The organism is Paraburkholderia sp. Clong3 (assembly GCF_050436485.1).
Taxonomy (GTDB): Bacteria; Pseudomonadota; Gammaproteobacteria; order Burkholderiales; family Burkholderiaceae; genus Paraburkholderia; species Paraburkholderia tuberum.
Map to the genome: position 1 here is coordinate 2,151,100 of NZ_JBNDMH010000002.1, position 23,712 is coordinate 2,174,811.

Consider the following 23,712-nt stretch of genomic DNA (forward strand, 5'->3'; position numbering starts at 1 on the left):
ACTCATAGGGAAAACTGGCCGGTCACCGCGGCCATTATCGATTGGTCCTGCGAAAACTCCCGCGTCAATCCTCTTCCGCCACCCGCCCCGGCTGCACAGCCGGCATCCTGCGATAGATCGTGTTCCGCGAGACCCCGAGTGCACGCGCCGCGGCAGACACGTTTCCGCCATAGCGCGCCAGCGTCATCGCAACCACAGAGGTGGCAACATCCTGCAGCCGAGCACCGTCGGGCAGCGACGCATCGCCAGCAGCAGGGGCATCCGCAGCCGAACCGGCCGAAATGGCTGACGAGCTCGAAGCAGCCGGCGCAGCAGAGTCCCCCTGTCCAACCTCGCCATCGCCGCAACCCGCGCCCCCCACATCATCCAAAAAATCATCCGGCAAATGTTCCCAGCGAATCACCCCATCCTCCTCCACCATCGCCGCCGCAGTCCGCAGCAGATTAGCCAGTTGCCGACAGTTACCCGGCCACGCATGTCGGCCGAACACCGCCATCACATCAGCCGCAACGCTGAGCGCCTGCCGCCCCCCGCTTTCGACTGATTCCCACTGCAACATCTTTTGAACGACGACCGCGAGATCGCTCCGCTCACGCAACGCCGGCAACCGAACCGCAAGCCCGTTGATCCGATAGTAAAGATCCTCACGAAACTGATTCTGCGCGATCATCTCGCGCAAGTTCCGGTGGGTCGCGCAAATAATGGAGACATCGACAGGAACCGCCCGCGTCGCCCCAAGCGGCGTCACAACCCGCTCCTGCAAAACACGCAGCAACCGCACCTGCAACGAATACGGCATATCCCCGATCTCATCGAGAAACAGTGTGCCTCCATTCGCCTGCATCAGCTTGCCGATCGCCCCTTTCCGCCGCGCTCCGGTAAACGCACCCTCTTCATACCCGAATAGCTCAGATTCGATCAGCGACTCCGGAATCGAAGCACAGTTAACCGCAACAAACCGCCCATCACCTCGCGGCGAATCGTTATGAATCGCCTGCGCGAGCAACTCCTTGCCGGTACCGGTCTCGCCGGCGATCAGAATCGGAATATCCTTGCCGAGCACCTTGCGAACCTTCGCGATCAGTGCGGACACACGAGCATCGCCGGTATCGAGATCGCTGAGCCGCGACAGTCCCGCAGCCGGCTGGCGCGCGTTTGCGCATACCGGTCGCGGTGCGGCGACACCTTGCACATCCACCGCCCCATGCCCCAGCCCAAACGACGCCCGCCTGAACTGCCCGCGCGCGCAAACCACCGCACCGTTGTGCAAATTCAGCATCAGATGCGGCGCGACGCCATGCGTCAAACGATCGATCAATTGCGCATACGAGATCTGAAATAGCGACGACAGCGTATGCGCGCGCAACGCAGCGAGCGACAAGCCCAACTGAAACTGCGCACTTCGATTCGCGGACAGAAAGCGACCATCATCGGTAAACGCAATGATCCCTTCCATCAGTGTGCCGAGAAACTCAGGACGTCCGTGGAAAGATACTTGCAGGACGTCGCGAAACGCAGTCGAGAACAGATGGTTTTCGATCATCTGCACCGACATTTTCGCGAGTGCCGTCGTGTGCTGGTGATAGCTGCGGTGGTCGCCCGTCACGTCGAGCACGCCGATCAGATCGCCGTACGGATCGAGAATCGGCACACTCGAACAGGTCAGGAAGCGGTTCGCCGCCAGATAGTGCTGATCGCCATGAACGACCATCGCACACCCCTCGGCCAGCGAGGTACCGATCGCGTTGGTCCCCTGACGATCCTCGGCCCAGTTCGCGCCAGGCCGCAGCGCCACTTTTTCCGCGCGATGCAGAAAGTCGTCGTCGCCGATCGAATGCAGGATCAACCCGTCGGCGTTGGTCAGCACGATCATGCTTTGCGTGTTGACGATCTGCTCGCGCAGCGTCTCCATGACCGGCATCGCATGCGCGCACAGCGCCTGGTTCTGTTCGCGCTTCAGCGCGAGGCCCGTGTGGGACAGAATGTCGTAATCCGGCCGGATCGATGCGCGCAGGCCGAACGTCTCGGAGCGTTCGTGGGCTTTCTGGATCGCCGGTGCGGGCCAACCTTTGGAGCGATTAGCCGCCGCCACGCTGAGCGGATGAACGTCGTCGCGCATTGTCTCCTCCTGAATGCGCCCGGGTCGTGCCGGACGCTTTGATGCGTGTCAACAGAATACTCCCTTTGTCAGTGCGCCCGACGCGTGCGGCGACCCCGCGCGGGCCCGCATCCTTGATCTGCGTCAGCGTCGGCCGGACCTGCGGCGTTTCTGAACACCCGCAGCCCGCGCAACTGTTCCGAAACGAAACACTTCCGCCATGCGGCTCACCGCAATCCCTGAAATATCCCACTTCGATGCATTGGTACGGTTCGTGCCTGATGTGGTCCCGCGCAGTCACCCGATCACCATCACAAAACGGAGACAAGTGATGAATCCATTTGACCTGAAAGCCCTCGGCATCGACATCGAGTATCCCTATCGCCAGCGTTACGAAAACTACATCGGCGGCAAGTGGGTACCGCCGGTCGGCGGCGACTATTTCGACAACGTGTCGCCGATCAACGGGCAGCCGTTTTGTCGCGTGCCTCGTTCGAACGCTGCCGATATCGACCTCGCCATCGACGCCGCGCACGCAGCGCGCCGCAAATGGGCGAAGACGTCGGTGACAGAACGCGCGAACCAGTTGCTGGCGGTGGCCGAGCGCATGGAGAAGAACCTGAAGCTGCTAGCGGTGGCCGAGACGATCGACAACGGCAAGCCGCTGCGCGAAACGATGGCCGCGGACCTGCCGCTCGCCGTCGATCATTTCCGCTATTTCGCGGGCTGCATCCGCGCGCAGGAAGGCGGCATCTCGGAGATCGACGACAACACGGTCGCTTATCACTTTCACGAGCCGGCTGGGGTGGTCGGTCAGATCATCCCGTGGAATTTTCCGCTGCTGATGGCCGCATGGAAGCTCGCGCCCGCGCTCGCGGCCGGCTGCTGCGTCGTGATGAAGCCGGCCGAGCAGACGCCGGCTTCGATACTCGTGCTGATCGAACTGATCGGCGACCTGTTCCCCGCCGGGGTCATCAACATCGTCAACGGCTTCGGCAAGGAAGCGGGCGAAGCGCTCGCCACCAGCAAGCGCATCGCGAAGATCGCGTTCACGGGCTCGACGCCGGTCGGCAAGCGCATCCTGCACGCAGCCGCGGACAACCTGATCCCGTCGACGGTCGAACTCGGCGGCAAGAGCCCGAACATCTTCTTCGCCGACGTGCTCGATCGCGACGACGCGTTCCTCGACAAGGCGCTCGAAGGTCTCGCGATGTTCGCGCTGAATCAGGGCGAAGTGTGCACGTGCCCGTCGCGCGTGCTGGTTCAGGAGTCGATTTACGAGCGCTTCATCGAGAAGGCGATCGCGCGGGTGGAACGCATCAAGGCTGGCCATCCGCTGAACCTCGAAACGATGATCGGTGCGCAGGCATCGCAGCAGCAGCTCGACAAGATCCTGTCGTATATCGACATCGGCCGGGACGAAGGGGCGCGGTGCCTCGTCGGCGGCGAGCGCGCAACCCCTGGCGCCGGCCTCGGCGAGGGTTTCTACGTGAAGCCGACGATGCTGTTCGGCAACAACGATATGCGTGTGTTCCAGGAGGAGATCTTCGGGCCGGTCGCCTCGGTGATGACGTTCAAGGACGAACAGCAAGCGATCGAACTCGCGAACGACACGTACTATGGCCTGGGCGCGGGCGTGTGGACTCGCGACGGTACCCGCGCTTACAAGTTGGGACGCGAGATCGAGGCGGGACGCGTGTGGACCAACTGCTATCACCTGTATCCGGCGCATGCGGCCTTCGGTGGCTACAAGCAGTCGGGGATCGGGCGCGAAACACACAAGATGGCGTTGTCGAACTATCAGCAGACGAAGTGTCTGCTGGTCAGCTATCAGGCGGAGGCGCTGGGGTTCTTTTAAGCGAAGTGCGCGTCGTCTATGGACGGCGCGTGCCGAAGAATGCAGCCGTGCGGCGTGGTGGCCGCTCCGGCTGCATCAATCGATGCGAAATCACGAAGTCCCCTCAGACCTCAGTCCGCCTCGACTTCTCCGCCAAAGCCGCATTCCGTCATCAGTCTTTCTAAAACCGGAAGCATCGGCTCGCGAGCGCGCTGTTGGCAGGTTCATCCGGGGCCTCGGCGCATGAGGGATGCTTCTTCCTGGAAGCTGTGAGATCCCGTTCGCCCGACAAATCAAATAAATCGCCTACATAGGCTAAAAATTCATCCAATTCCGAATGCTCCTGGTTGCCCCGCTCCCGATACTGTCGTTCGCACATAACAGAGGATGAGCGATGAAGAACGGCAACGGCCAGCCGATGATCCGGCTCGCAGACAAGACGACGCACGACGGCACGGTCATCGAGGCCGCGACAGACCTCATGCACATGGGCATCCCGGTTGCACTCGATGGACACGGCGTCGAGTGTCCGAGGTGTGGCGGTGTCTATCCGATCACCGCGACCGGCCAGCGAACCCACAACGGCAAGCGGGTCAGCCATGCCGGCGACAGGACGGGCTGCGGCGCGATCCTGATCGCTTCATGATCGCTTCCCGATTGCCACGAAACACCGAGCTCCTTGCACGCATGGTCGAACCCGCACAGGACCGCACGCTAGGTCTTTCCAGTGACGCGCTACCCACATGGGGCAATGAGCCTTTGCTGGCTCCGCTACGCCTGCGCGGCACCGAATCCCTGGGCAAGCTCTATCGATACACGCTCGATGTGGCGACGATCGAAAGTCCGACGCTCGGATTGTGGCAAGCCCAGGAACTGGTCGTACCCGATAACCTGATTGGCAAAGTCATCGACATTTCGATCGCGTTCGACGGGAACGGATTGTTCGGTCAACAGGAGTTGGAACCCGGTGAGGTAGCACACGCGGGCGCGGGCCGCCGCACGATTTCGGGCCTCGTCACGGGCATGAAACAGACCGGCACCGACGACCGGCGCGCCCATTACCGCTTCGTCGTGCGCCCCTGGCTGTGGCTGGCCACGAAGAACCGCGAAAGCAGGATCTTTCAGGACGCGAGCGTGGTGGACATCACCGACCGGATACTCAAGGAGCGTTATCACTTTCCGGTGGTGATGGAGTTGGGCGCGACCGGTCTGTGCGAAGGCTACCCAAAGCGGGACCATGTCCGGCAGATGTGGGAATCCGATTTCGAATTCCTCACGCGGATCTGGAGAGAATGGGGAATCTACTATCTGTTCGACGGAATGACGCTGGTACTGTGCGATTCGCCCGGCTCGCACAAACAGCACGACAACGGCTACGACACTATCCGCTATCACGCGCCTGACAGCCGGCACGTCGACGAAGAACACATTCACAGGCTCGAGGTCTCGCGTCAGATCACGACGGGCAAGGTCAGTCTGATCGACTACGACTACACGCGCCCCGGCATGCACTTCGAGGGCGAGTACGAGAGCTTCAGCGAACGGGCCTTCGACAACATCGAGCAACACGGCTGGGGCGACTACTCGCAACCGCTCGCCGGCGCGACGGGATTGTCGGGTAGGCGAAACAACTTCCGCAATGAAGCCGAACACCTCGCGAGCGTGCGCGTCGATGCAATGCGCTGCCACCGGCTACGTCTGAAGGGCCGAGGGAATCTGCGCGGCCTGACAACCGGGAAAACATTCTGGCTCGACAACCATCCGCAATGCGACATCAACGCCGAGTACCTGGCGGTATCGACCACACTCGACATTCGCAACGCGCCGCAGAACACACAGCCGTCCGGTAACGACACGAACGACGCGTTGCGCCAGTGCGTGACCAGCTTCGTGCTTCAGCCTGCCAATACATTCTTCAGAAACCGCCCGAAGAAAAAGCCGCGCTGCGCGGCGGAAACGGCGATCGTGGTTGGGCCCGAGCACGAGCCGATCTGGGTCGATGGATACGCGCGCGCCAAGGTGCGTTTCGTGTGGGACCGGCTTGGCCCGACAAACGAGAGCGCCAGTTGCTGGGTGCGCGTGTCGTCGCCGTGGCAAGGCAATGGCTTCGGCGCGATCTATCCGCCGCGTGTCGGTCAGGAGGTCATGGTCAGCTACCACGAAGAGGACCCGGACAAGCCGTACGTATCGGGCCGGATGATCAATGGCTGGAACCAGCCGCCCTGGAAACTACCGGATAACCAGGCACTTTCAGGCGTCTTGAGCAGTGAGCTCAAAGGTGGCTGCGACGGCCAGACCAATCACGTCGTACTGGATGACACGCCGGGCCAACTCCAGGCACAGCTCGCCAGCGATCACGCACGCTCGCGCCTCGTGCTGGGCTACAACACGCGGGTCGTGCGCGAGGCCGGCCGACAGCAGGCCCGCGGCGAAGGCTGGGAACTGGCCACCGACGCATGGGGTGTCGCGCGCGCCAACAGAGGCATGCTGATCACCACGGAGGCGCGTCGCGGCGCGACCGAGCCGGCAAAGGATCTCGGCGAGACCGTGGCGCGCCTCACGCAGGCGCGCGATATCCACGAGAACCTCGCGGGTCTCGCGCGGCAGTATGAGGCACAGGAGCAGCAGACCAGTCAAAGCGACGTATCGCGGGCCATCAAGGCGCAGAACGAGGCAATACGCGGCGTCGCGGCGCGTGCGGACCTTCCCTTCCCGCAACTGAGCGCACCCGACATGGTGCTGGCCAGCGCCGCGGGGGTCGGTCTCACCGCAGCGCAAAGCATGCACGTGGCGAGTATCGAACACATCGCGCTCACAGCGGGCGGACACGTCAGCATGGCGGCGGCGAAATCGCTTCTGGCGTCGGCAATCAACGGCGTGCGGGTGTTCACGCAGAATCTCGGCATCAGGCTCAAGGCCGCGTCAGGCAAGGTGCGAATCGACGCGCAGAGCGATGATGTGGAGATCATCGCGCAGCGGGTCGTCAGCATCATCAGTAGAACCGATTCGATCAATCTGATGGCCAGCAAAGAGATCGTGCTCCATGCGGGAAGCACGAAGGTGGTCATCAATTCGGAAGGGTACAGGGTCTATACGGATGGGGAGCATCGGGTCCATGCGCGTAGTCACCAAACTGACAGACCAGCGGGGCGGCCTGTCAGTGTGCCGGTAACGCCCGGAAGGCCGGGCAAGCTGGCCGCGCATCATGTTCTGATCGAACACGCTACGGGCTTTGCGCTGCCGAACCAGCCGTACCGGATCACGCTCGACGATGGTCAGGTGATTCAGGGCGTAACCAATGCGCTTGGAGAAACGAGTCTCGTCACGAGCAATCTGCTTGCATTCGCGACGGTTGAACTGTTCGCCGCGAGTGAACCGGACAAGGTTATTGCGGTGAGCAGAGGCGCGGTGATCAGGGAGGCGAACGAGCCGTTTGCGGGCGCAGTGCCCAACGCCGAGAAACGCACCGCCAGGGTCGCAGGAAAGGCCGTGGCCTCTCCCAATCAAAGCGCGACGACGGAAGACAAGCCGCCCGAATTCGTTTCATGCGATCCGATGAACTTCGGTCTGCGCTTTCATCACTTCATCAACGGTGCGACCGAGGCTGATGCGCCGGCTGGTATATCGATGCGCAAGGATGTTGAATATCCGGTGACCAAGGCTTATACGGCTGCGATTAAAACCGCGTTGCAGGGAATCGATTGGGCCGGGGTGAGGTGGCCGTTGACTTCCAGTTCGATAGAGACGATTCAAAACGCGGTCACGCCGCAACTGGAAATCGCGCTTGGTGCCGGGCCCTTTGGATTGCCACGACGCGATGCCGCCAACTCGGAAAAAGGTGGTGCCATGCCAAAGCTTGTGATTGTCGATCCACAGCGGGCAACGCAGTACGCCCTGCGGCAGGATGTCAGCGCCGCATTCATCGGGAAGTACTGGGTAATCGCCGTCAACGAGAGCGAGATCGCGCACATCGTCGAACTCAGGGACCAGCCGGCCTCGCTGGATAACCGTCTTAGGGCATTTGCCGACACTCTGTATCACGAGTCTCGCCACTGTCAGCAGTACTTCTGGATGCTTTCTTTGCTTCAGCACTTTCCGGAGGACTACAGAGACCTGCCGAATGTCCAGACGTTGTATTGGTCGACGATGCTGAAAAAAGCCTATACAGCGGCTGGGAACACGTCGCTACCCGACGATCAACGCGTTCACATCGGTCTGCACAGGATGCTTGTATTCCACTACTACTGGCTGATTTCCTACATGCAGGACAAGCGGGGCTGGGAGTACGTCAGGCGAGATCTCCCGAGTGCTGAAAGGAAGGTATGTGACCTGCTGAATGTCTCCGCTGAAACAGCTCAAAAAATGGTGCAATTCGAAACCGGCTATAGGAGCCAGATTCATGAAGAAGATGCCTACGCCTGCGCGGAAGTGGTTCAGGCCTACTGGCGCAATCCTGGTGATCCTCTCGTTCGCAATCCCGGTACATGCACGGCTCAGTACGCTGACGCCCTCAGGATCGTCGGGGCCAGGAACTGAGATGAGACCGACTGTGACCGACGCCCAGCGCGACATGGCCTTGAGAATATTGACCACGGCAATGGCGATCCTGCGGGACGACCAGCCCTTCGATCCCGCACATACGATATTCGGCCGCATTCTTGCAGCGCGGCCTGAGCGCGGCGTGGTAGGTGTTACGGAGTATTCCTTCGAGAATCCGGCGTTCCCACGGACGGAAATCACCGTAGTTGTGATACCCGATCCGCTCGACCGCTCTGCCGACCGCGCGCAGGTCAAGCAAGTCATGCTGGACTTCACGATCCGTTTCAGTCCACTGTTGACGGACATTAACCGTTCGACGCTGGAAGACCTCCTCCAGGTCGATATCGGCTACTGGATCGACGGCAACGGCGAGCGGCGGCCCGGCAACGATATGGGAACGGCGCCACCGCAGATTCGGCTGCATAGCTATCGCTATCGTGCTTCGAATCTGTCAACGAGCCGGTTTCCGGTGGACGTCGAATTTGCTTTCGGCGACCCCGACCCGAACGATCCGGCGCCGGACCAACCCAAAACGCCGGTCCTGATGGACGTTCTCCTCAGTCGTGACTACTCCGCGTTGAAACGGCAACACCGTGAATAGAGCCCGTCTTGAACAGCAGGTGGCAAAGCGCCACGGCGCGCGGAAGTGGTTCAGGCCTACTGGCGCAATCCTGGTGATCCTCTCGTTCGCAATCCCGGTACATGCACGGCCCAGTACGCCGACGCCCTCAGAACAGTCGGGGTCAGGAGCTGAGATGAGACCGACTGTGACCGATGCCCAGCGCGACATGGCCTTCAGAATATTGACCACGGCAATGACGATCCTGCGGGACGACCAGCCCTTCGATCCCGCACATACGATATTCGGCTGCATTCTTGCGGCGCGGCCTGAGCGCGGTGTGGTAGGTGTTGCGGAGTATTCCTTCGTGAATCCGGTGTTGCCGGACACGCAAATCATCGTAGTTGTGGTACCCGATCCGCTCGACCCCTCGGCCGACCGCACGAAAATCAAGCAGGTCGTGAGGCGCTTCACGATCCGCTTCAATCCACAATTGACGGACATCAACCGCTCGACGCTGGAAGACCTCCTCCATGTCGATATCGGCTACTGGGTCGACGGCAACGGCGAGCGGTGGCCCGGCAACGATATGGGAACGACGCCACCGCAGATTCGTCTGCATCACTATCGCTATCGTGCTTCGAAACTGCCGATGAGCCGATTTCCGGTGGACGTCGAATTTGCGTTCGGCGACCCCGACCCAAAGGATCCGGCGCCAGACGAACCCAAAACGCCAGTCCTGATGGACGTTCGCCTCAATCGTGACTACTCCGCGTTGAAACGGCAACACCGTGAATAGAGCCCGTCTTGAACAGCAGGTGGCAAAGCGCCGCATGTACAGAGACGACATCCGCATTTTCAGCTTTGCATGGACTCGCTTGCCACCACCCTGTTTCGCCCACTCGCCTTCGCGTCGTACAGTCGCTGGTCCGCGACCGCAATCAACCCCTCGAGGTCAAAGCAGTTATCCGAGACACTCTCCGCCACCCCGATCGATATCGTGGACCATATCTCACGGCCCGGCGCGGTGCGGGTTAATTGCGTCTCCTGAAGGACGCAGGCGTTGCGGGCGACGGCCTCGCGCACGCGCTCCGCAATCCGGGCCGCGTCGTCCGCGGTCGTATCGGGCAGCAGCACACAGAACTCCTCGCCACCCAGACGTGCCATCAGATCCCCCGGGCGCACGGCAATCCTGACCACGTTGGCCAGGTGCTTCAGTGCCTCGTCTCCGGCAGCGTGCCCCCAGTTGTCGTTGATCACCTTGAAATGGTCGACATCGATCATCAGCAGCGCGATGCGGCGCTCGTCGTTGCGCCGTGAAAGTGCGTCGAATTCCTCATTCAAACGGCGGCGGTTCGCGAGACCGGTCAGGGGGTCCGCGAGCGACAATTCCCGCAGCCGCCCGTTGAGTGCCATCTGCGTGGAAAGAAGCTGGTCGACGACAAAAAGAGTGGCCCAGAGAAGCAATGCCATCAGTATCCACACCCCGGCAAACAGCGCGCTGCTCAAGCGAACGACCGAGAAGAATACGGTCGCAGCGGATACGTAATCGGTCAATACGAGATCCGCCGTATCCAGCTTTCTGAAGAGCAGGAAGTCCTGTCCCGCACTCAACGTTCCGCTGGGTGTCCGAAACAGCGTGGAAGCAGAGAGCGTGTTCCACTGCGCCGGCAGAGTCTTCAGCCAATTCTCATCATTGACCGAGAAAGAACTTCCGCTCGTTGCAATGGGCATCCCGCTCGGGTCTATCAGAGCGTGAGTTTCATCCGCTGTGGTGTTGTTCCACAGATAGTCCTGAACGACGCGTTGCGGGACCACAAAGAATATGAGGCCGCGAACCACGTCGTTACTCATCACCGCTGTGCCAAACAGCAGCCGAGGTCCTGCCGGGTTCTTGCGCCCGCGAACCGGATCGAACGTGACGTCATAATCGAGCGGGTTCTGGTTGGCCAGCTGTAACAGGCGCGAGCTGCCGTACATTTGCAACAGCCGGACTACCTCGTCGTCGTCAATGGTTGGGTGAGCGACCACGATACCGGTCGGCGAGACATATACCGCGCGTTCGAGACCCGTGCCCATCTGGAATTGCACGGCAAACAGCCGGCTCATCATTTGGGCGAGCCGCAGGTCCTCGACAAATGTGGGCTCGTCACGGTGCAAACCAGGAGTCACCGCGAGCTGCTGTGTGCCGATACCCCGAATGGGAGCGTCGATATCGCGAACTTGAAGATTCCAGACGCGCTCGTCCTGCGCCCGGAGTACTGCCTGGAGCGAGGCATCCGGTGTTCGATCGAGCTGTGCTGTCCGGTCCGCAAGGAGCCGCTCGGCACTCTCGCGAAGAAACTGCAAGTGCTGCTTGTTATTGCGGACCGCGACATCGAGAACCCTGGCCTGAATCTCGAGCCGATGCGAACGGTTATCGAGCTCCCGGGCACGTACGAGAAAATATTGGTGTACGGCAAGAATCAACGTGACAACGAATACCACGGCGAAACACAGGATCACGGTATGCCGCGGACGTGAACTGGCGCGGTCCCAAACCGTTTTCGCAGGCGTTTTGGACGCGGACGGCAGGCGCATGCCGGCTCTCCGGTGATCCAGCTCCAGGTCCAAATACTATTCCTTCCCAACCCCCTCGACATAGCTATCAACCGCACTGTTTACCGTCGGATGAAAGCACGCATCGCCAATCAGATCCGTCAACTCGAAGCGTCTGAGCTTGTCGCGAACCGGATCCTTCACCTCTGCAAAGTGCAGCGCAATCCCGCGCTCGTCGAGCGTGCGCGTCAGTTCCCGCAGCATGTCGGCGGAGGTGACGTCCACGCTCGTCACCGGTTCGGCCGCCACCACCACACGCCGCACCGGTGCCGGCGATTCGGCGACGGCTTCCAGCAGGCGCTCCTGAAACTGCTCGGCATTCGCAAAGAACAGCGGTGCATCCCAGCGAAACAGCACGAGCCCGGGGATTCGCTGGGCATGCGGATAGCGCTGCAAGTCGTGATAGCCGCGCAAACCTTCGACGCGACCGAGCACCGCGTAGTGCGGTCGCCAGCCGTCCCACAGAAATTCGATGACCGCGATCACCACCGCGAAGCAGATGCCGGGAATCGCACCGAACACCGCGACGCCGGCAAAGCAGGCCATCGACAGCCAGAACTCCCATTGCTGGATGCGGAAAATCCGCTTCAGGTCCGTGATCTCGAACAGACCGATCGCCGCCGCGATGACGACCGCGGCGAGCGCACTGTTGGGCAGGTAGCGCATCAGATTGGGCGCGGCCATCAGCAGCGCCGCGACCGCCAGCGCGCCGACGACGCCCGTCAGTTGCGTCTTCGCACCCGCCGCCTCGGCGACCGGCGTGCGCGACGAGCTGCTGCTGATCGGGAAGCCGTGGAACAGGCCGGCCGCAAGATTGGCCGCGCCGAGCCCGACCATCTCCTGATTGGGGTCGACGCGGCTGCGAAAACGTGCCGCGAAAGTTCGCGACAGCACGCTGGTATCCGCGAACGAGATCAGCGCGACCGCGCAGCCGCCGAGCAGAATCTTGACCAGATCGGCGTCGGTGACCCACGGCAGCGCAAAGGTCGGCAGGCCTTGAGGAATCTTGCCGAGCACTTTCACACCGAGGCTATCGAGGTGCAATGCGGTTACGCACAACGTCGCGACGATCACGGCGATCAGGATGCCCGGCAGCTTTTCGAAGCGCTTGAGAAACAGGATCAGCACGAGGCTTCCAGCGCCCACCGCGAAGCTATACCAGTTGGATTTGCCATCGGCGATGGCCTGCACGAGGCTCACGATGTCCCGCAATGGCCCGCGCTCTTCGATTGAGATGGCAAACAGTTTGGGCAGCTGACTGACCAGCACGGCGAGCGCAATGCCGTTCATATAGCCGTATCGAATGGGTTTCGACAACAATTCAGTGATGAATCCCAGCCGCAGCAAGCCCATCACGATACAGAACAGGCCGGACACGATCGCCATCATGCTGGCCGCCGCAATCGCGCGCGACGGGTCGCCCGCAGCGATCTGCACCACGACCGCCAGAATCGGAGCGGCGAGCGCGGAGTCGGGACCGAGCACGAGAATCCGGCTCGGACCGAACAGCGCATACGCCAACAGCGGAACGATCGTCGCGTAGAGGCCGTACACGCCAGGGACGCCGGATGCCTCCGCGTAAGCGATCCCAACCGGCACCAGCATCGTGGTCAGTACCAGTCCCGCCGTCAGATCGTTCGGCAACCAGCTCAGCCGGTACGTCTTGAGCACCGTCAGTCCCGGCAGCCAGCGCATCCAGCGGCGCGCGCTGCTTACAGCAGTCTGTTCTTTGTGAGGAACTGGCCTGTCCGCGTCCATTTTTGGAATGTTCGTAGTCGAGGACGCCGCGCCACGGTTTGTGGGCGGTACCGTCATTCGAAGGATAGTCCAGACATTCCGTCGGCGACAGAGATGAGGCCGACCGGCCGCGCATCAGGGCCGCTTGCGCCTCAGCAGCCACGCGACGCCCCCCGCCAGCGCCATCGCTGCCGCGCCGTACACCGCATTGCGATGCCGATCGGTGAACATCTGCCAGCAGTACGCACGCGCTTCGTCATCGAAGCGACCATGCGAAGTGTAGTGGCCCGGCACCGGCTCGTAGAGATTCGCGGGCGCATCGGCGGGCAACGGTTCATCGGTCAATTGCCCGTCGTAACCCGCCCGCGCGAGATAGCGATCGAGCAGCGCCGGCGCGATCCGGTTCGCGAGGATCGCCTTGACCGTCGACCACCCGACCCACACCTGCCGCCGTCGATGGGTGGCCGCAAAGTAGATCGCCCGTGCCGCCACTTCCGGCTGAAACACCGGCGCCACCGGCCGTGCCCTGCGCCCCGTGCGATTGAGCGCCCAGTCGAATTGCGGCGTATTGACCGCGGGCAGATCGACCATCGTCAGATGGATATCGACTCCGTCGTGCAGCAACTCGGAACGCAACGAATCGGTGAAGCCGCGCACGGCAAACTTCGCGCCGCAATAGATCGCCTGCAACGGCACCGACCGGTACCCGAGCGCCGAGCCGACATTGACGATCGTCCCGTGCCCGCGCGCGCGCATCACGGGGAGCGCCGCCAGCATGCCGTTGACCTGCCCCAGATAGGTCACCTGCGTGCCGCGCTCGACATCGCGCGCGCTGAGCGCCGACACCGGCGCAAATGCGGTCGCCATCGCGACGTTGACCCAGACGTCGATGCCGCCCCACTCGCGCTTCACACGCTGCGCCGCGCGCTCGATCGCGTCGGCATCGGCGACATCGGCCGGAATGGCGAGTGCGCGCACGCCATAGGACGCGGCGATCTCCTCGGCGGCACGAGCGAGCCGTCGCGGCTCGCGCGCGATGAGCCCAACGTCATAGCCCTGCCGCGCGAATTCGGACGCGGTGGCGCGCCCCACGCCGGCACTTGCCCCCGTAATGACGACGACGCGCTTGCGCTCGACGTCGCCGCTGCGGGTCTCGGTTTGCACCGTCACAGCGTCGCTGGCCACTTTGAACACCTCCGAGATTGCACATCCAGTGAGGTGGTGAAGCAAAGCGCAGTCCCGACGATTCGAGCTCGGGATCTACAAATTGCGCGCGAGTCCAGCGCACGCTCGGCCGCTGGGACGCCGGCCGCGGAAGCCGGAAAAAACAAAAGGCCGCAGCGCGGGGCTGCGGCCATCAGGTAGCGGTTTCCGAGGCTTGCGCGCTTCAGCGCATGGCCGAAAACGCCGAACTCACGTCACGTTCATCGCCAACGCACTCTCGCGATAGTGCTGGCTCGCCTTGTCGGTATCGCCCAGCTGCTCGTGCAGACGCGCGAGCGCGCGATGCGAGCGGATCTTCAGCGTCTCGTTGTCGGCAAGCTTCAGCGCGCGTTCGAGGAACGACTGCGCCTTGCCCCACAACTGCTGATGCAGACACAGACGCCCCAGCGCGAACATCAGGTCCGCGTCTTCCGGCCGATCCTTCTGCCACGCCTCGGCCTTCTGGATCAGCGGCAACGCGTCGCCGCCGGCCGTGTCCGGATAGCGTCGCAACAGGCGCGCATCCCAGTTCTGCGCGAGCGCCTCCTCGACGATCTTGCGCGCCTCCTGCGGACGGTTCAGCGCGACCAGCAGTTCGGCGGCGGTGTCGGCGAGGCGCGGCGAATGACGCTCGGTCGCCGACAGCGAGTTCCACAGTTCGAGCAGCGCGTCCGCATTGTGGCGACGATCGCGCAGCAGATTTTCCGCCGCCAGTTGACGCAGCCGCACCGCGACCGCCGGATGGATCGCCTCGCGCTTCTCCAGCGTCTTCACGAGCTTCAGCACTTCGCCCCAGTTCTTCAGTTGCTGCTGCGCGCGCAGCATGATTTGCTGCGCGTGAATGCGCCGCGCGCCCTGCGATTGCATCTCGGTCAGCGCATTGAGCGCGCCGTCGGCGTCGCGGCCGTCGGCGCGCATGTCGGCGGTGGCCATCAGGCGCGCGTCCTGCCAGTCGGCTTCGTCGATCTGCGCGAGCCATTCGTCGCGCCGCGCGTACTCATGCATGCGATGCGCTGCGGTCGCCGCGATCAAACCGGCCGCGCCCTTGTTGTCGCCATTCGTGAGCGCGTCCTTGGCGGCCTTTTCCGCGCGCGAGAAACGCCCCGCGTACAGGTTGCCGATCGCATCGCGCAACGCCGCGTGCGCCTTCGCGATACGCGCGCGTGCGCGGTACGCGGCGACGCGCTGCGGCATGCGCCAGATATTGCGGATGATGCGCAACAGCGCATAGAGCAGGATGAACAGCACCACCAGCCCGACGACGAACAGGTTCAGCGACATGTCGACGCGGTACGGCGGATAGATCAGCAGCACTTGCCCAGCGTCGAAGCGCCCGCCCACCGCGAGCACGACCGCGACGGCGAACAGCGCCGCGAGCCATAGGAGTCCCCGGATCGCCATGATTAACCCCGGTTCCGGTATTGATTGACGGCCTGCAGGCTCGTATCGAGGTTCGGCAGCTCGACCGCGGCCGAATCGGCGTCCACCTGCTTGACCAGATCGATGACCGTCTGCGTGTCTTTCGACGACGCGTCGAAGTAGCGCGTCAACGCGGACTGCGCCGCCTGCAGGTCAGACTTCAGCGTGGTCTGGTTGCGCGACAGCAGCGCGAGACGCGCCGACAGCAGACGCAGCTTCAGGTTCTCGCGCACGAAGTAGCCTTGATCCGGCGTGACCAGCATCGCGTCGGCGTTGTCGATACGGCGCACCTGCACGAGGCTCGTCAGCTGTTCGGCGATGCCGTGCGTGACCTCGTCGATCCACACTTCCCAGCGCGGCTTGCCGGTGGCCGCGGCCACCTTCGCGGTGTCGGCCCACGTGGCCGCATGCGGCGTGGCACGCGGAATCGGTGCTTCACCCGACAGCGGCAGGCCGTTCACGCGATCGATCGCGTTGTCGAGCTTGATCGCGAGGCCGGTCAGATCGGTGGACGGCGCGGCCTTCAGCTTGTCGATGTCCTGCGCGATCGCCTTGCGCACCGCGACCGCCTGCGGACTGTCCGACGCCGCGAGGCGCGTATCGGCGCTTTGCAACGCGAACAGCGCGAGCTGCGTATTGCCGGTCAGCTGCAACTGCTGGCTCGCCGCCGACAGCATCTGCCCGACTTCGGCGAGCGTCCAGTCGTCGCGATTGCGCGCGAGATCCGCGTATTGCTGTTGCAGCGCCTGCTGCGCGGCCTGCGCATCGGCGAGCTTGCCTTCGAGCTGCGCGACCTGCGAGTCCGATTGATGCACGGTGGCGAGCGCCTGGTCGATCTTGATGCGCAGCTCGTTGGTCTGGGTGTCGTTGGCCTGCTGACGCTGCGCGAGTTCCTGCTCGGTGCGCACCAGCTTGCGGTTCATCGCGAAGCCGCCCACGCCCGCCGCGCACGCGATGACCACGATGACCAACCACAGCAGCGGTCCGCTCGCGCTGCGGCGCTTTTGCGCTTCGTACGGCGTGAAGGGTGGGTTCGGCGGCAAGGCGGCGCTTGCTGGCGGCTGGGGTGAGGCGTTCGTGGATGCGTTCGTTTCAGTCATGCGTGGTTGAGCCGGGTTGGACGATACCGGTTGGACGACGGGAGGCACGGCGGCTGCGGCAACGAGGGCTCGAACTATGCGCTCGTCGCCCGCGCCGGACACCGTAATCCTATCAAAACCCAATGCCCGCGCGGTCTGCGCGATGCGGGGATGCGGCGTGACGAGCGGCGCGTGTTTGAGCTGCTCGATCTCGCCGGCGGTCAGATGCTCGTGCGCGAGTTCGTGCAGATTGCGTACGCCTTCGGAGCTGGTCAGAAGCCATGCGTGCGGCGTGCCCGCAAGCAGTTCGTGCACGCGCGCCCATGCGCCGATCGACGGCTCCGGCACGATGCGCCGGTAAGCGGCCACCGCGTCGACTTCGGCGCCGGCTTCACGCAGGCGCTCGCTCAGCCATTCGCGGCCGCCGTCGCCGCGCACGATCAGCACGCGCTTGCCTTCGAGGCCCGCGGCACCGAGTTGCGCCTCGAGCGCGGCAAACAGGCTCTCGGAGTCGAAGCTCGTCGATTCGTCGTCGGCGCCCGCCGCGGGGCTGATCACGCGATGCTCGGGCGCGCTGACGCCGTGGCGCGCGAGCGCTTGCACGCTGCCCGGGCCGACCACGCCGATCGGCAGCGCATGCGGCCAGATATCGTGCTGGCGCGCGAACGCGTGATCGACTGCGTTCGGCGACACGAACACGACGAGCGCGTAGCGTTCGAGCGACGCGAGCGCGGCGCACAACGGCGCGTCGTCGATGACGGGCGCGATGTCGATCAGCGGGAAGTCGAGCGACGCGAGTCCGGCTGCTTCGAGCCGTTCGACGAGTTCGCTCGACTGGCCGGCCGGCCGCGTGATCACGACCGTGAAGGGCGCCTTCTCGGGCGAGACGGCGGCCATCACTCGCTGGCCGCCGCGCTGGGCGCGGCCGCGGGACCGCTCGCCGTACTGAGCGCGCGGACGATGTCGAGCGCGCCCTGCTGCGCGAGCGAGTGCGCCACTTCCTCGCCGAGCGCGCGCGCGCGCTCGACGGTGGGCGCCGGCGCCGACGCCTGCGCGCTCAGCACGCGCTGGCCGTCCGGCGTTGCGACGATGCCGCGCAGATGCAGCGCGCCATCGCCCCAGGTTGCGTAGGCCGCGAGCGGCACCTCGCAGCTGCCGCCGAGCACGCGCGATACCATGCGCTCCGCTTCGACGGCCGCCGCCGTGTGCGGATGATGCAGCGGCGCGAGCCATGCGGCGAGGTCCGCGCGATCGGCGCGAATCTCGATGCCGAGCGCGCCCTGGCCCGCCGCGGGCAGACTGTCCTCGGGATCGAGCAGCGCGCGGATGCGATCGGCGAGACCCAGCCGCTTCAGCCCGGCCGCGGCCAGAATGATCGCCGCGTAATCGCCGCGATCGAGCTTGGCGAGTCGGGTATCGAGATTGCCGCGCAACGGCCGCACGTCGAGATGCGCATAGCGCATACGCAGCATCGCCTCACGCCGAAGACTCGAGGTGCCGACCACGGCACCGGCCGGCAGCGCGGCGAGCGAGTCGTACTGATTGGACACGAGCGCGTCGCGTGGGTCCTCGCGCTCCATGATGGTGGACAGAGCGAAACCGGCGGGCAACTCCATCGGCACGTCTTTCAGCGAATGCACCGCGAGGTCGGCGCGGCCATCGGCGAGCGCGGCTTCGAGCTCCTTCACGAAGAGCCCCTTGCCACCCACCTTCGACAGCGTGCGATCGAGAATCTGATCACCGCGTGTCGTCATTCCGAGGATTTTTACGTCACAAGATGGATATAATTTGTGCAGCGCACATCGCACATGCTCGGCTTGCCACATGGCAAGGCGGCTCTCTCGCGACGCAATCACCAGCGTGTGGGGTGGCGTGGAAAACGTCTCGGTGTTCATTAGCTTGCTGCTGGATGTCGGGATGGAATAACAATCAATGTTAGCACGCGCCCTCGTTCGCGCCCTTTGGTTCCAAGGCACGGCGAAGCGCCGTGCGCAAGCGGCATCGACGGAGGAGACGGGCTTCGCGCCACGCGCGAAGGCCCCCATTGCGCGTTGTCACGTACGGTCGTTCGCGCACTGCGCGGCGGCATGCGGGATGATGCAAGGCGGCGAACATGCTAAGGCGATGCCTGACGCGTGTTCGGTCCCAGCGCGGGCTGGCAGCCCGTGGCTCCTCTCTCCCTCGTCGGCGTCGCGCGATTCGGCAGCGCTCGTGTCGTTCCGCGTACGCGGTGCGGCACGCGCGGGCCCCGCTTCCAGTGGGTCGAGCAATCGCCGTGTACAGTCGCCGTTTCAAGTCTCCGTTGCAGTTGCACTAGCAGTTCCGCAGTCGCAGTTCATCAATCAACAGACCCTGGCTTCCCCGAGGAAACTCATCGTGACGTCTTTCGGATCGGCGCGCCCCGCCCGCCGCAACACTGCCTCGCCCACCGCTCGCCCGGCCGACGCCGCGGCGCCTGACGCCCTGTCCGACGTTGCCGCGCACGCCATATCGTCGAGCGTCGGTCAACATGGCGACACGCGCGCCGACCAGCGCGCCAGGCGCCGCACCCTCGCCGCTCGCGCCACCAAAGCCCCGAAGGCCGCGCAGACCTCGGTGCCCGTCAAGCAGGACAAGGCGCAAAAGGCGTCGGAAGCCGGCAAGGCCAGCAAGGCTGAACAGGCCGCGACGTCGGCCACCGCGCGCAAGCCGGCCAAGGCCAAGGCCAAGGTCGATGGCGACGCAACACCCCCGCGCGCCGCGAAACCGTCGAAACCGAAGGACGTGCCGCCGGCTGAGTCCGTCGCCGCGACCACCGCGAAGAGCGGCGGCCGCACGCGCGAGGACAAGGACCACCCGCTGTTCCAGGACATCCGCTATCTCGGGCGTCTGCTCGGCGACGTGCTGCGCGAGCAGGAAGGCGAGGCGGTGTTCGACATCGTCGAGACGATCCGGCAGACGGCAGTGCGTTTCCGTCGCGAGGACGACAGCGCCGCCGCGCAGACGCTCGACAAGAAGCTGCGCACGCTGACGCCCGAGCAGACCGTCAGCGTCGTGCGCGCGTTCAGCTACTTTTCGCATCTCGCGAACATCGCCGAGGACCGTCACCGCAACCGCCGTCACCGAATTCACGCGCTCGCGGGCTCGGCCTCGCAGCCGGGCACGATCGCCCATGCGCTCGAGCGGCTCGCCGCGGCTGGTGCCGCCGCGACACCGGTGCTGCAGCGGTTTTTCGACGACGCGCTGATCATGCCGGTGCTGACCGCGCACCCGACCGAAGTGCAGCGCAAGAGCATTCTCGACGCGCAGCACGACATCGCGCGTCTGCTCGCCGAGCGCGACCAGCCGCTGACGAACCGCGAGCGCGCGCACAACGAAGCGATGCTGCGCGCGCGCGTCACGTCGCTGTGGCAAACGCGCATGCTGCGCGACTCGCGTCTGACGGTCGCCGACGAAATCGAAAACGCGTTGTCGTACTACCGCAGCACCTTCCTCGAAGAACTGCCGGCGCTGTACGCCGACATCGAGGAGGCGCTGAAGGAGCATGGTCTCGAAGCGCGCCTGCCGCCGTTCTTCCAGATGGGCAGCTGGATCGGCGGCGATCGCGACGGCAATCCGAACGTCACCGCCGAAACGCTCGAAAATGCGATCACGCGTCAGGCCGCGGTGATCTTCGAGCACTACCTGGAGCAGGTGCACAAGCTCGGCGAGGAGCTATCGATGTCGAATGTGCTCGTCGGCGCGAGCGATGCGCTGAATGAGCTCGCGGCCATCTCGCCCGACCATTCGCCGCATCGCACCGACGAGCCGTATCGTCGCGCGCTGATCGGCATCTACACGCGGCTCGCGGCAAGCGCGCGCGTGCGCCTCGGCGAAGGCAGCGTGCCGCTGCGCAGCGCCGGCCGCGGCGTCGCGCCGGTCCGCGCGATCCCCTACGACGACGCCGCCGAGTTCGTGCGCGACCTCCACGTGCTGATGGATTCGCTCGCCGAGCATCACGGCGCGCCGCTCGCCGCGCCGCGTCTCGCGCCGCTCGCGCGCGCGGCCGAAGTGTTCGGCTTCCATCTCGCGAGCATCGATCTGCGGCAAAGCTCCGACATCCACGAAGCGGTGATCGCCGAGCTGCTCAAGCGCGCCGGTGTCGAGGACGATTACGCGGCGTTGCCGGAAGCCGACAAGCTGACCGTGCTGGTCGCCGAGCTCGCGCAGCCGCGCGCGCTGCGCGTGCCCTCCGCCGACTACTCCGAGCTCGTGAAAAGCGAACTCGCGGTGCTCGAGGAAGCGCGCATGACGCGCGAGAAGTTCGGCGCGCGCGCGGTGCGCAACTACATCATTTCGCACACGGAGACCGTTACCGACCTGGTCGAGGTGATGCTGCTGCAGAAGGAAACCGGCCTGTTGCGCGGACGCCTCGGCGACGAGCACGACCCCGCGCGCGCCGGCCTGATGGTGATCCCGCTGTTCGAGACGATCCCCGACCTGCGCAACGCGCCGCACATCATGCGCGATCTGATCGCGCTGCCGGGCATTAGCGCGCTGATCGAACATCAGGGCAACGAGCAGGAAGTGATGCTCGGCTACTCGGACAGCAACAAGGACGGCGGCTTCCTGACGTCGAACTGGGAGCTGTATCGCGCGGAGCTTGCGCTCGTGTCGCTGTTCAACGAACGCGGCGTGACGCTGCGTCTGTTCCATGGGCGCGGCGGCACCGTCGGGCGCGGCGGCGGCCCGACCTACCAGGCGATCCTGTCGCAGCCGCCGGGCACCGTCGACGGTCAGATCCGTTTGACCGAGCAGGGCGAAGTGATCGCGAGCAAGTTCGCGAATCCGGAAATCGGCCGGCGCAATCTGGAAACCGTCGTGGCCGCGACGCTCGAAGCGTCGCTGCTGCCGCACGACCACACGTTGGCCGAGCTGCCGGTGTACGAGGAAACGATGCAGCAGCTGTCCGATACGGCGATGGCCGCGTATCGCGCGCTCGTCTACGAAACGCCGGGCTTCAAGGAGTATTTCTTCGAGTCCACACCGATCGCGGAGATCGCCGAGCTGAACATCGGCAGCCGCCCCGCGTCGCGCAAGCTGCAGGATCCGAAGCAACGCAAGATCGAGGATCTGCGCGCGATTCCGTGGGGCTTCTCGTGGGGTCAATGCCGGCTGCTGCTGACCGGCTGGTACGGCTTCGGCAGCGCGGTCGCCGAGCACCTCGACAGCGCGCCGTCCGACGCCGAACGCGCGCGCCGTCTCGCGCTGCTGCAGAAGATGCACAAGAGCTGGCCGTTCTTTTCGAACCTGATGTCGAACATGGACATGGTCATCGCGAAGACCGACCTCGCGGTCGCGTCGCGTTATGCCGCGCTCGTGACCGACAAGAAGCTGCGCAAGCATGTGTTCGAGCGCATCGTCGCCGAGTGGGAACGCACGTCGAAGGCGTTGTCGGAGATCACCGGCAAGAGCGAGCGGCTCGCCGAGAATCCGCTGCTCGCGCGCTCGATCAAGAATCGCTTCCCGTACCTCGATCCGCTCAATCACCTGCAGGTCGAACTGCTCAAACGCTATCGCGCGGGCGACACGAATGCGCGCGTGCGGCGCGGCATTCATTTGAGCATCAACGGGATCGCGGCGGGGTTGCGCAATACCGGTTGAGGTTGCCGCATTGGCGGACAAAAGCCGGGTGTGGCCGACGCAGGTCACACCCGGCTTTTCTCATTGCGCGAATCCGGCCGCTACAATGGAGCCCGCCATGTACCAGTACAAGTTCGGCAATTATTCTGGTATCTCTATTACCCCCTCCACGCGCAGCCGATAGCATGACGACGCCGTCTTCCGCCGATCACCCGCCGCCGCTCGACGCCACCCCGGCCCGCGCGCTCGGCGACTTCATCCGCGCCCATCGCGAGCGGCTGTCGCCGCAGGCGGTCGGACTGCCGCCGGGGCCGCGTCGCCGCACGCCCGGTCTGCGGCGCGAGGAAGTCGCGCAGCTGTGCGGCGTAAGCCCGACCTGGTACACGTGGATCGAGCAGGGCCGGCCAGTGTCCGCTTCCGCCGATGCGCTCGCGCGCATCGCGGTCGCGTTGCAGCTGTCGCGCGCCGAGCGCGCGTATCTGTTCGAGCTGGCCGCGCAACGCGATCCGGCCGAGCCCGACCCGGCCGCCGCCGATGCGCCCGCCACGCTGCTGCAAACCGTGCAGCTCATCGACACGCCCGCCTACGTGCTCGACCGGCAGTGGAATGCGCTTGCGTGGAACGAGCGCGCGGCCGATCTGTTCGTCGGCTGGCTCGACGGCGCGCACGACCGCAACCTGCTGCGCTACACGTTCACCGAGCCGGCCGCGCGCGCGTTGATCGTCGATTGGGAAACGCGCGCGCGGCGGCTCGCCGCCGAATTCCGCGCCGACTCGATCCGCCATCTGAACGATGCGCCCACACGTGGGCTGATCGATTCGCTGTCGGCCGCGAGCGACGAGTTCGCACGCTACTGGGCCTCCCAGGACGTCGGCGGGCGCGAAGGTGGCAGGCGCGAGTTCAACCATCCGCGCGACGGGCGCATCGTGTGTGACCAGATCACGTTCAAGCCCGCGCATCGCGAGGATCTGAAGCTCGTGGTGCTGGTGCGCGAATAGGCCCGCAATGGGCGGCAGCGCTTTGGCCGCCCTCACCCGGTGTT

The 23,712-nt window shown here is 64.3% G+C and carries 14 protein-coding genes; 7 read left to right on the plus strand and 7 right to left on the minus strand.

Features of this window, described 5'->3' with window-relative positions:
• Positions 1-64 precede the first annotated feature (64 nt).
• Positions 65-2,119 (minus strand): sigma-54-dependent Fis family transcriptional regulator, encoded by a 2,055-nt coding sequence (locus OKW30_RS14150; RefSeq protein ID WP_184065449.1) that lies wholly within the window; start codon positions 2,117-2,119, stop codon positions 65-67.
• A 310-nt stretch (positions 2,120-2,429) separates the two neighbouring features.
• On the opposite strand from OKW30_RS14150, the gene OKW30_RS14155 reads away from it, so the two are divergent.
• From OKW30_RS14155 to OKW30_RS14175, 5 genes are all read left to right on the plus strand, one after another.
• Positions 2,430-3,956 (plus strand): aldehyde dehydrogenase family protein, encoded by a 1,527-nt coding sequence (locus tag OKW30_RS14155; protein WP_184065446.1) that lies wholly within the window; start codon positions 2,430-2,432, stop codon positions 3,954-3,956.
• 373 nt (positions 3,957-4,329) lie between these two features.
• The gene (locus tag OKW30_RS14160) at positions 4,330-4,581 is read left to right on the plus strand and encodes a PAAR domain-containing protein (protein ID WP_184065443.1); all 252 of its coding nucleotides are present in this window, start codon (positions 4,330-4,332) and stop codon (positions 4,579-4,581) included.
• Positions 4,582-4,622: 41 nt separating this feature from the next.
• Entirely contained in the window at positions 4,623-8,471 is a 3,849-nt protein-coding gene (locus OKW30_RS14165) for a type VI secretion system Vgr family protein (protein ID WP_429346947.1), read from the plus strand.
• A 13-nt stretch (positions 8,472-8,484) separates the two neighbouring features.
• Positions 8,485-9,075, plus strand: coding sequence for a hypothetical protein (locus OKW30_RS14170; RefSeq protein ID WP_316251843.1), 591 nt, complete (start codon positions 8,485-8,487; stop codon positions 9,073-9,075).
• A gap of 154 nt (positions 9,076-9,229) precedes the next feature.
• Positions 9,230-9,832, plus strand: a complete 603-nt coding sequence (locus OKW30_RS14175) for a hypothetical protein (RefSeq protein WP_429346948.1) — start codon at positions 9,230-9,232, stop codon at positions 9,830-9,832.
• 59 nt (positions 9,833-9,891) lie between these two features.
• Here the strand turns inward: OKW30_RS14175 and OKW30_RS14180 are convergent, their stop codons facing one another.
• The 6 genes from OKW30_RS14180 to hemC form a co-directional block, all read right to left on the minus strand.
• Positions 9,892-11,646 carry a diguanylate cyclase gene (locus tag OKW30_RS14180; RefSeq protein WP_429346949.1) on the minus strand — a complete coding sequence of 585 codons (1,755 nt, stop codon included), beginning with the start codon at positions 11,644-11,646 and terminating at the stop codon, positions 9,892-9,894.
• Positions 11,647-11,649: 3 nt separating this feature from the next.
• Positions 11,650-13,389, minus strand: coding sequence for a SulP family inorganic anion transporter (locus OKW30_RS14185; protein ID WP_429346950.1), 1,740 nt, complete (start codon positions 13,387-13,389; stop codon positions 11,650-11,652).
• 114 nt (positions 13,390-13,503) lie between these two features.
• Complete coding sequence (locus OKW30_RS14190; RefSeq protein WP_429346951.1) at positions 13,504-14,553, minus strand: SDR family oxidoreductase; 1,050 nt, start codon at positions 14,551-14,553, stop codon at positions 13,504-13,506.
• Positions 14,554-14,781: 228 nt separating this feature from the next.
• Positions 14,782-15,972: a heme biosynthesis protein HemY gene (locus tag OKW30_RS14195; RefSeq protein WP_187629570.1), complete on the minus strand. Its 1,191-nt coding sequence runs from the start codon at positions 15,970-15,972 to the stop codon at positions 14,782-14,784.
• Between the two features lie 2 nt (positions 15,973-15,974).
• The gene (gene hemDX, locus OKW30_RS14200) at positions 15,975-17,966 is read right to left on the minus strand and encodes a fused uroporphyrinogen-III synthase HemD/membrane protein HemX (RefSeq protein ID WP_429346952.1); all 1,992 of its coding nucleotides are present in this window, start codon (positions 17,964-17,966) and stop codon (positions 15,975-15,977) included.
• Positions 17,966-18,964 carry a hydroxymethylbilane synthase gene (gene hemC / locus OKW30_RS14205; RefSeq protein WP_429346953.1) on the minus strand — a complete coding sequence of 333 codons (999 nt, stop codon included), beginning with the start codon at positions 18,962-18,964 and terminating at the stop codon, positions 17,966-17,968. The genes hemDX and hemC overlap by 1 nt, the downstream gene beginning before the upstream one ends.
• Positions 18,965-19,442: 478 nt before the next feature.
• Here hemC and ppc point away from each other — a divergent pair, with 478 nt between their 5' ends.
• Positions 19,443-22,691 carry a phosphoenolpyruvate carboxylase gene (gene ppc / locus OKW30_RS14210; protein WP_429347754.1) on the plus strand — a complete coding sequence of 1,083 codons (3,249 nt, stop codon included), beginning with the start codon at positions 19,443-19,445 and terminating at the stop codon, positions 22,689-22,691.
• Positions 22,692-22,855: 164 nt separating this feature from the next.
• Positions 22,856-23,668 carry a helix-turn-helix transcriptional regulator gene (locus tag OKW30_RS14215; protein ID WP_090803503.1) on the plus strand — a complete coding sequence of 271 codons (813 nt, stop codon included), beginning with the start codon at positions 22,856-22,858 and terminating at the stop codon, positions 23,666-23,668.
• Positions 23,669-23,712 lie beyond the last annotated feature (44 nt).

Coding starts and splice junctions, on each gene's coding strand:
- OKW30_RS14150 (WP_184065449.1), bottom strand. CDS start 2,119: ATGCGCGACGACGTTCATCCGCTCAGCGTGGCGGCGGCTAATCGCTCC.
- OKW30_RS14155 (WP_184065446.1), top strand. CDS start 2,430: ATGAATCCATTTGACCTGAAAGCCCTCGGCATCGACATCGAGTATCCC.
- OKW30_RS14160 (WP_184065443.1), top strand. CDS start 4,330: ATGAAGAACGGCAACGGCCAGCCGATGATCCGGCTCGCAGACAAGACG.
- OKW30_RS14165 (WP_429346947.1), top strand. CDS start 4,623: ATGGTCGAACCCGCACAGGACCGCACGCTAGGTCTTTCCAGTGACGCG.
- OKW30_RS14175 (WP_429346948.1), top strand. CDS start 9,230: ATGAGACCGACTGTGACCGATGCCCAGCGCGACATGGCCTTCAGAATA.
- OKW30_RS14185 (WP_429346950.1), bottom strand. CDS start 13,389: ATGGACGCGGACAGGCCAGTTCCTCACAAAGAACAGACTGCTGTAAGC.
- OKW30_RS14195 (WP_187629570.1), bottom strand. CDS start 15,972: ATGGCGATCCGGGGACTCCTATGGCTCGCGGCGCTGTTCGCCGTCGCG.
- hemDX (WP_429346952.1), bottom strand. CDS start 17,966: ATGGCCGCCGTCTCGCCCGAGAAGGCGCCCTTCACGGTCGTGATCACG.
- hemC (WP_429346953.1), bottom strand. CDS start 18,964: ATGAACACCGAGACGTTTTCCACGCCACCCCACACGCTGGTGATTGCG.
- OKW30_RS14215 (WP_090803503.1), top strand. CDS start 22,856: ATGACGACGCCGTCTTCCGCCGATCACCCGCCGCCGCTCGACGCCACC.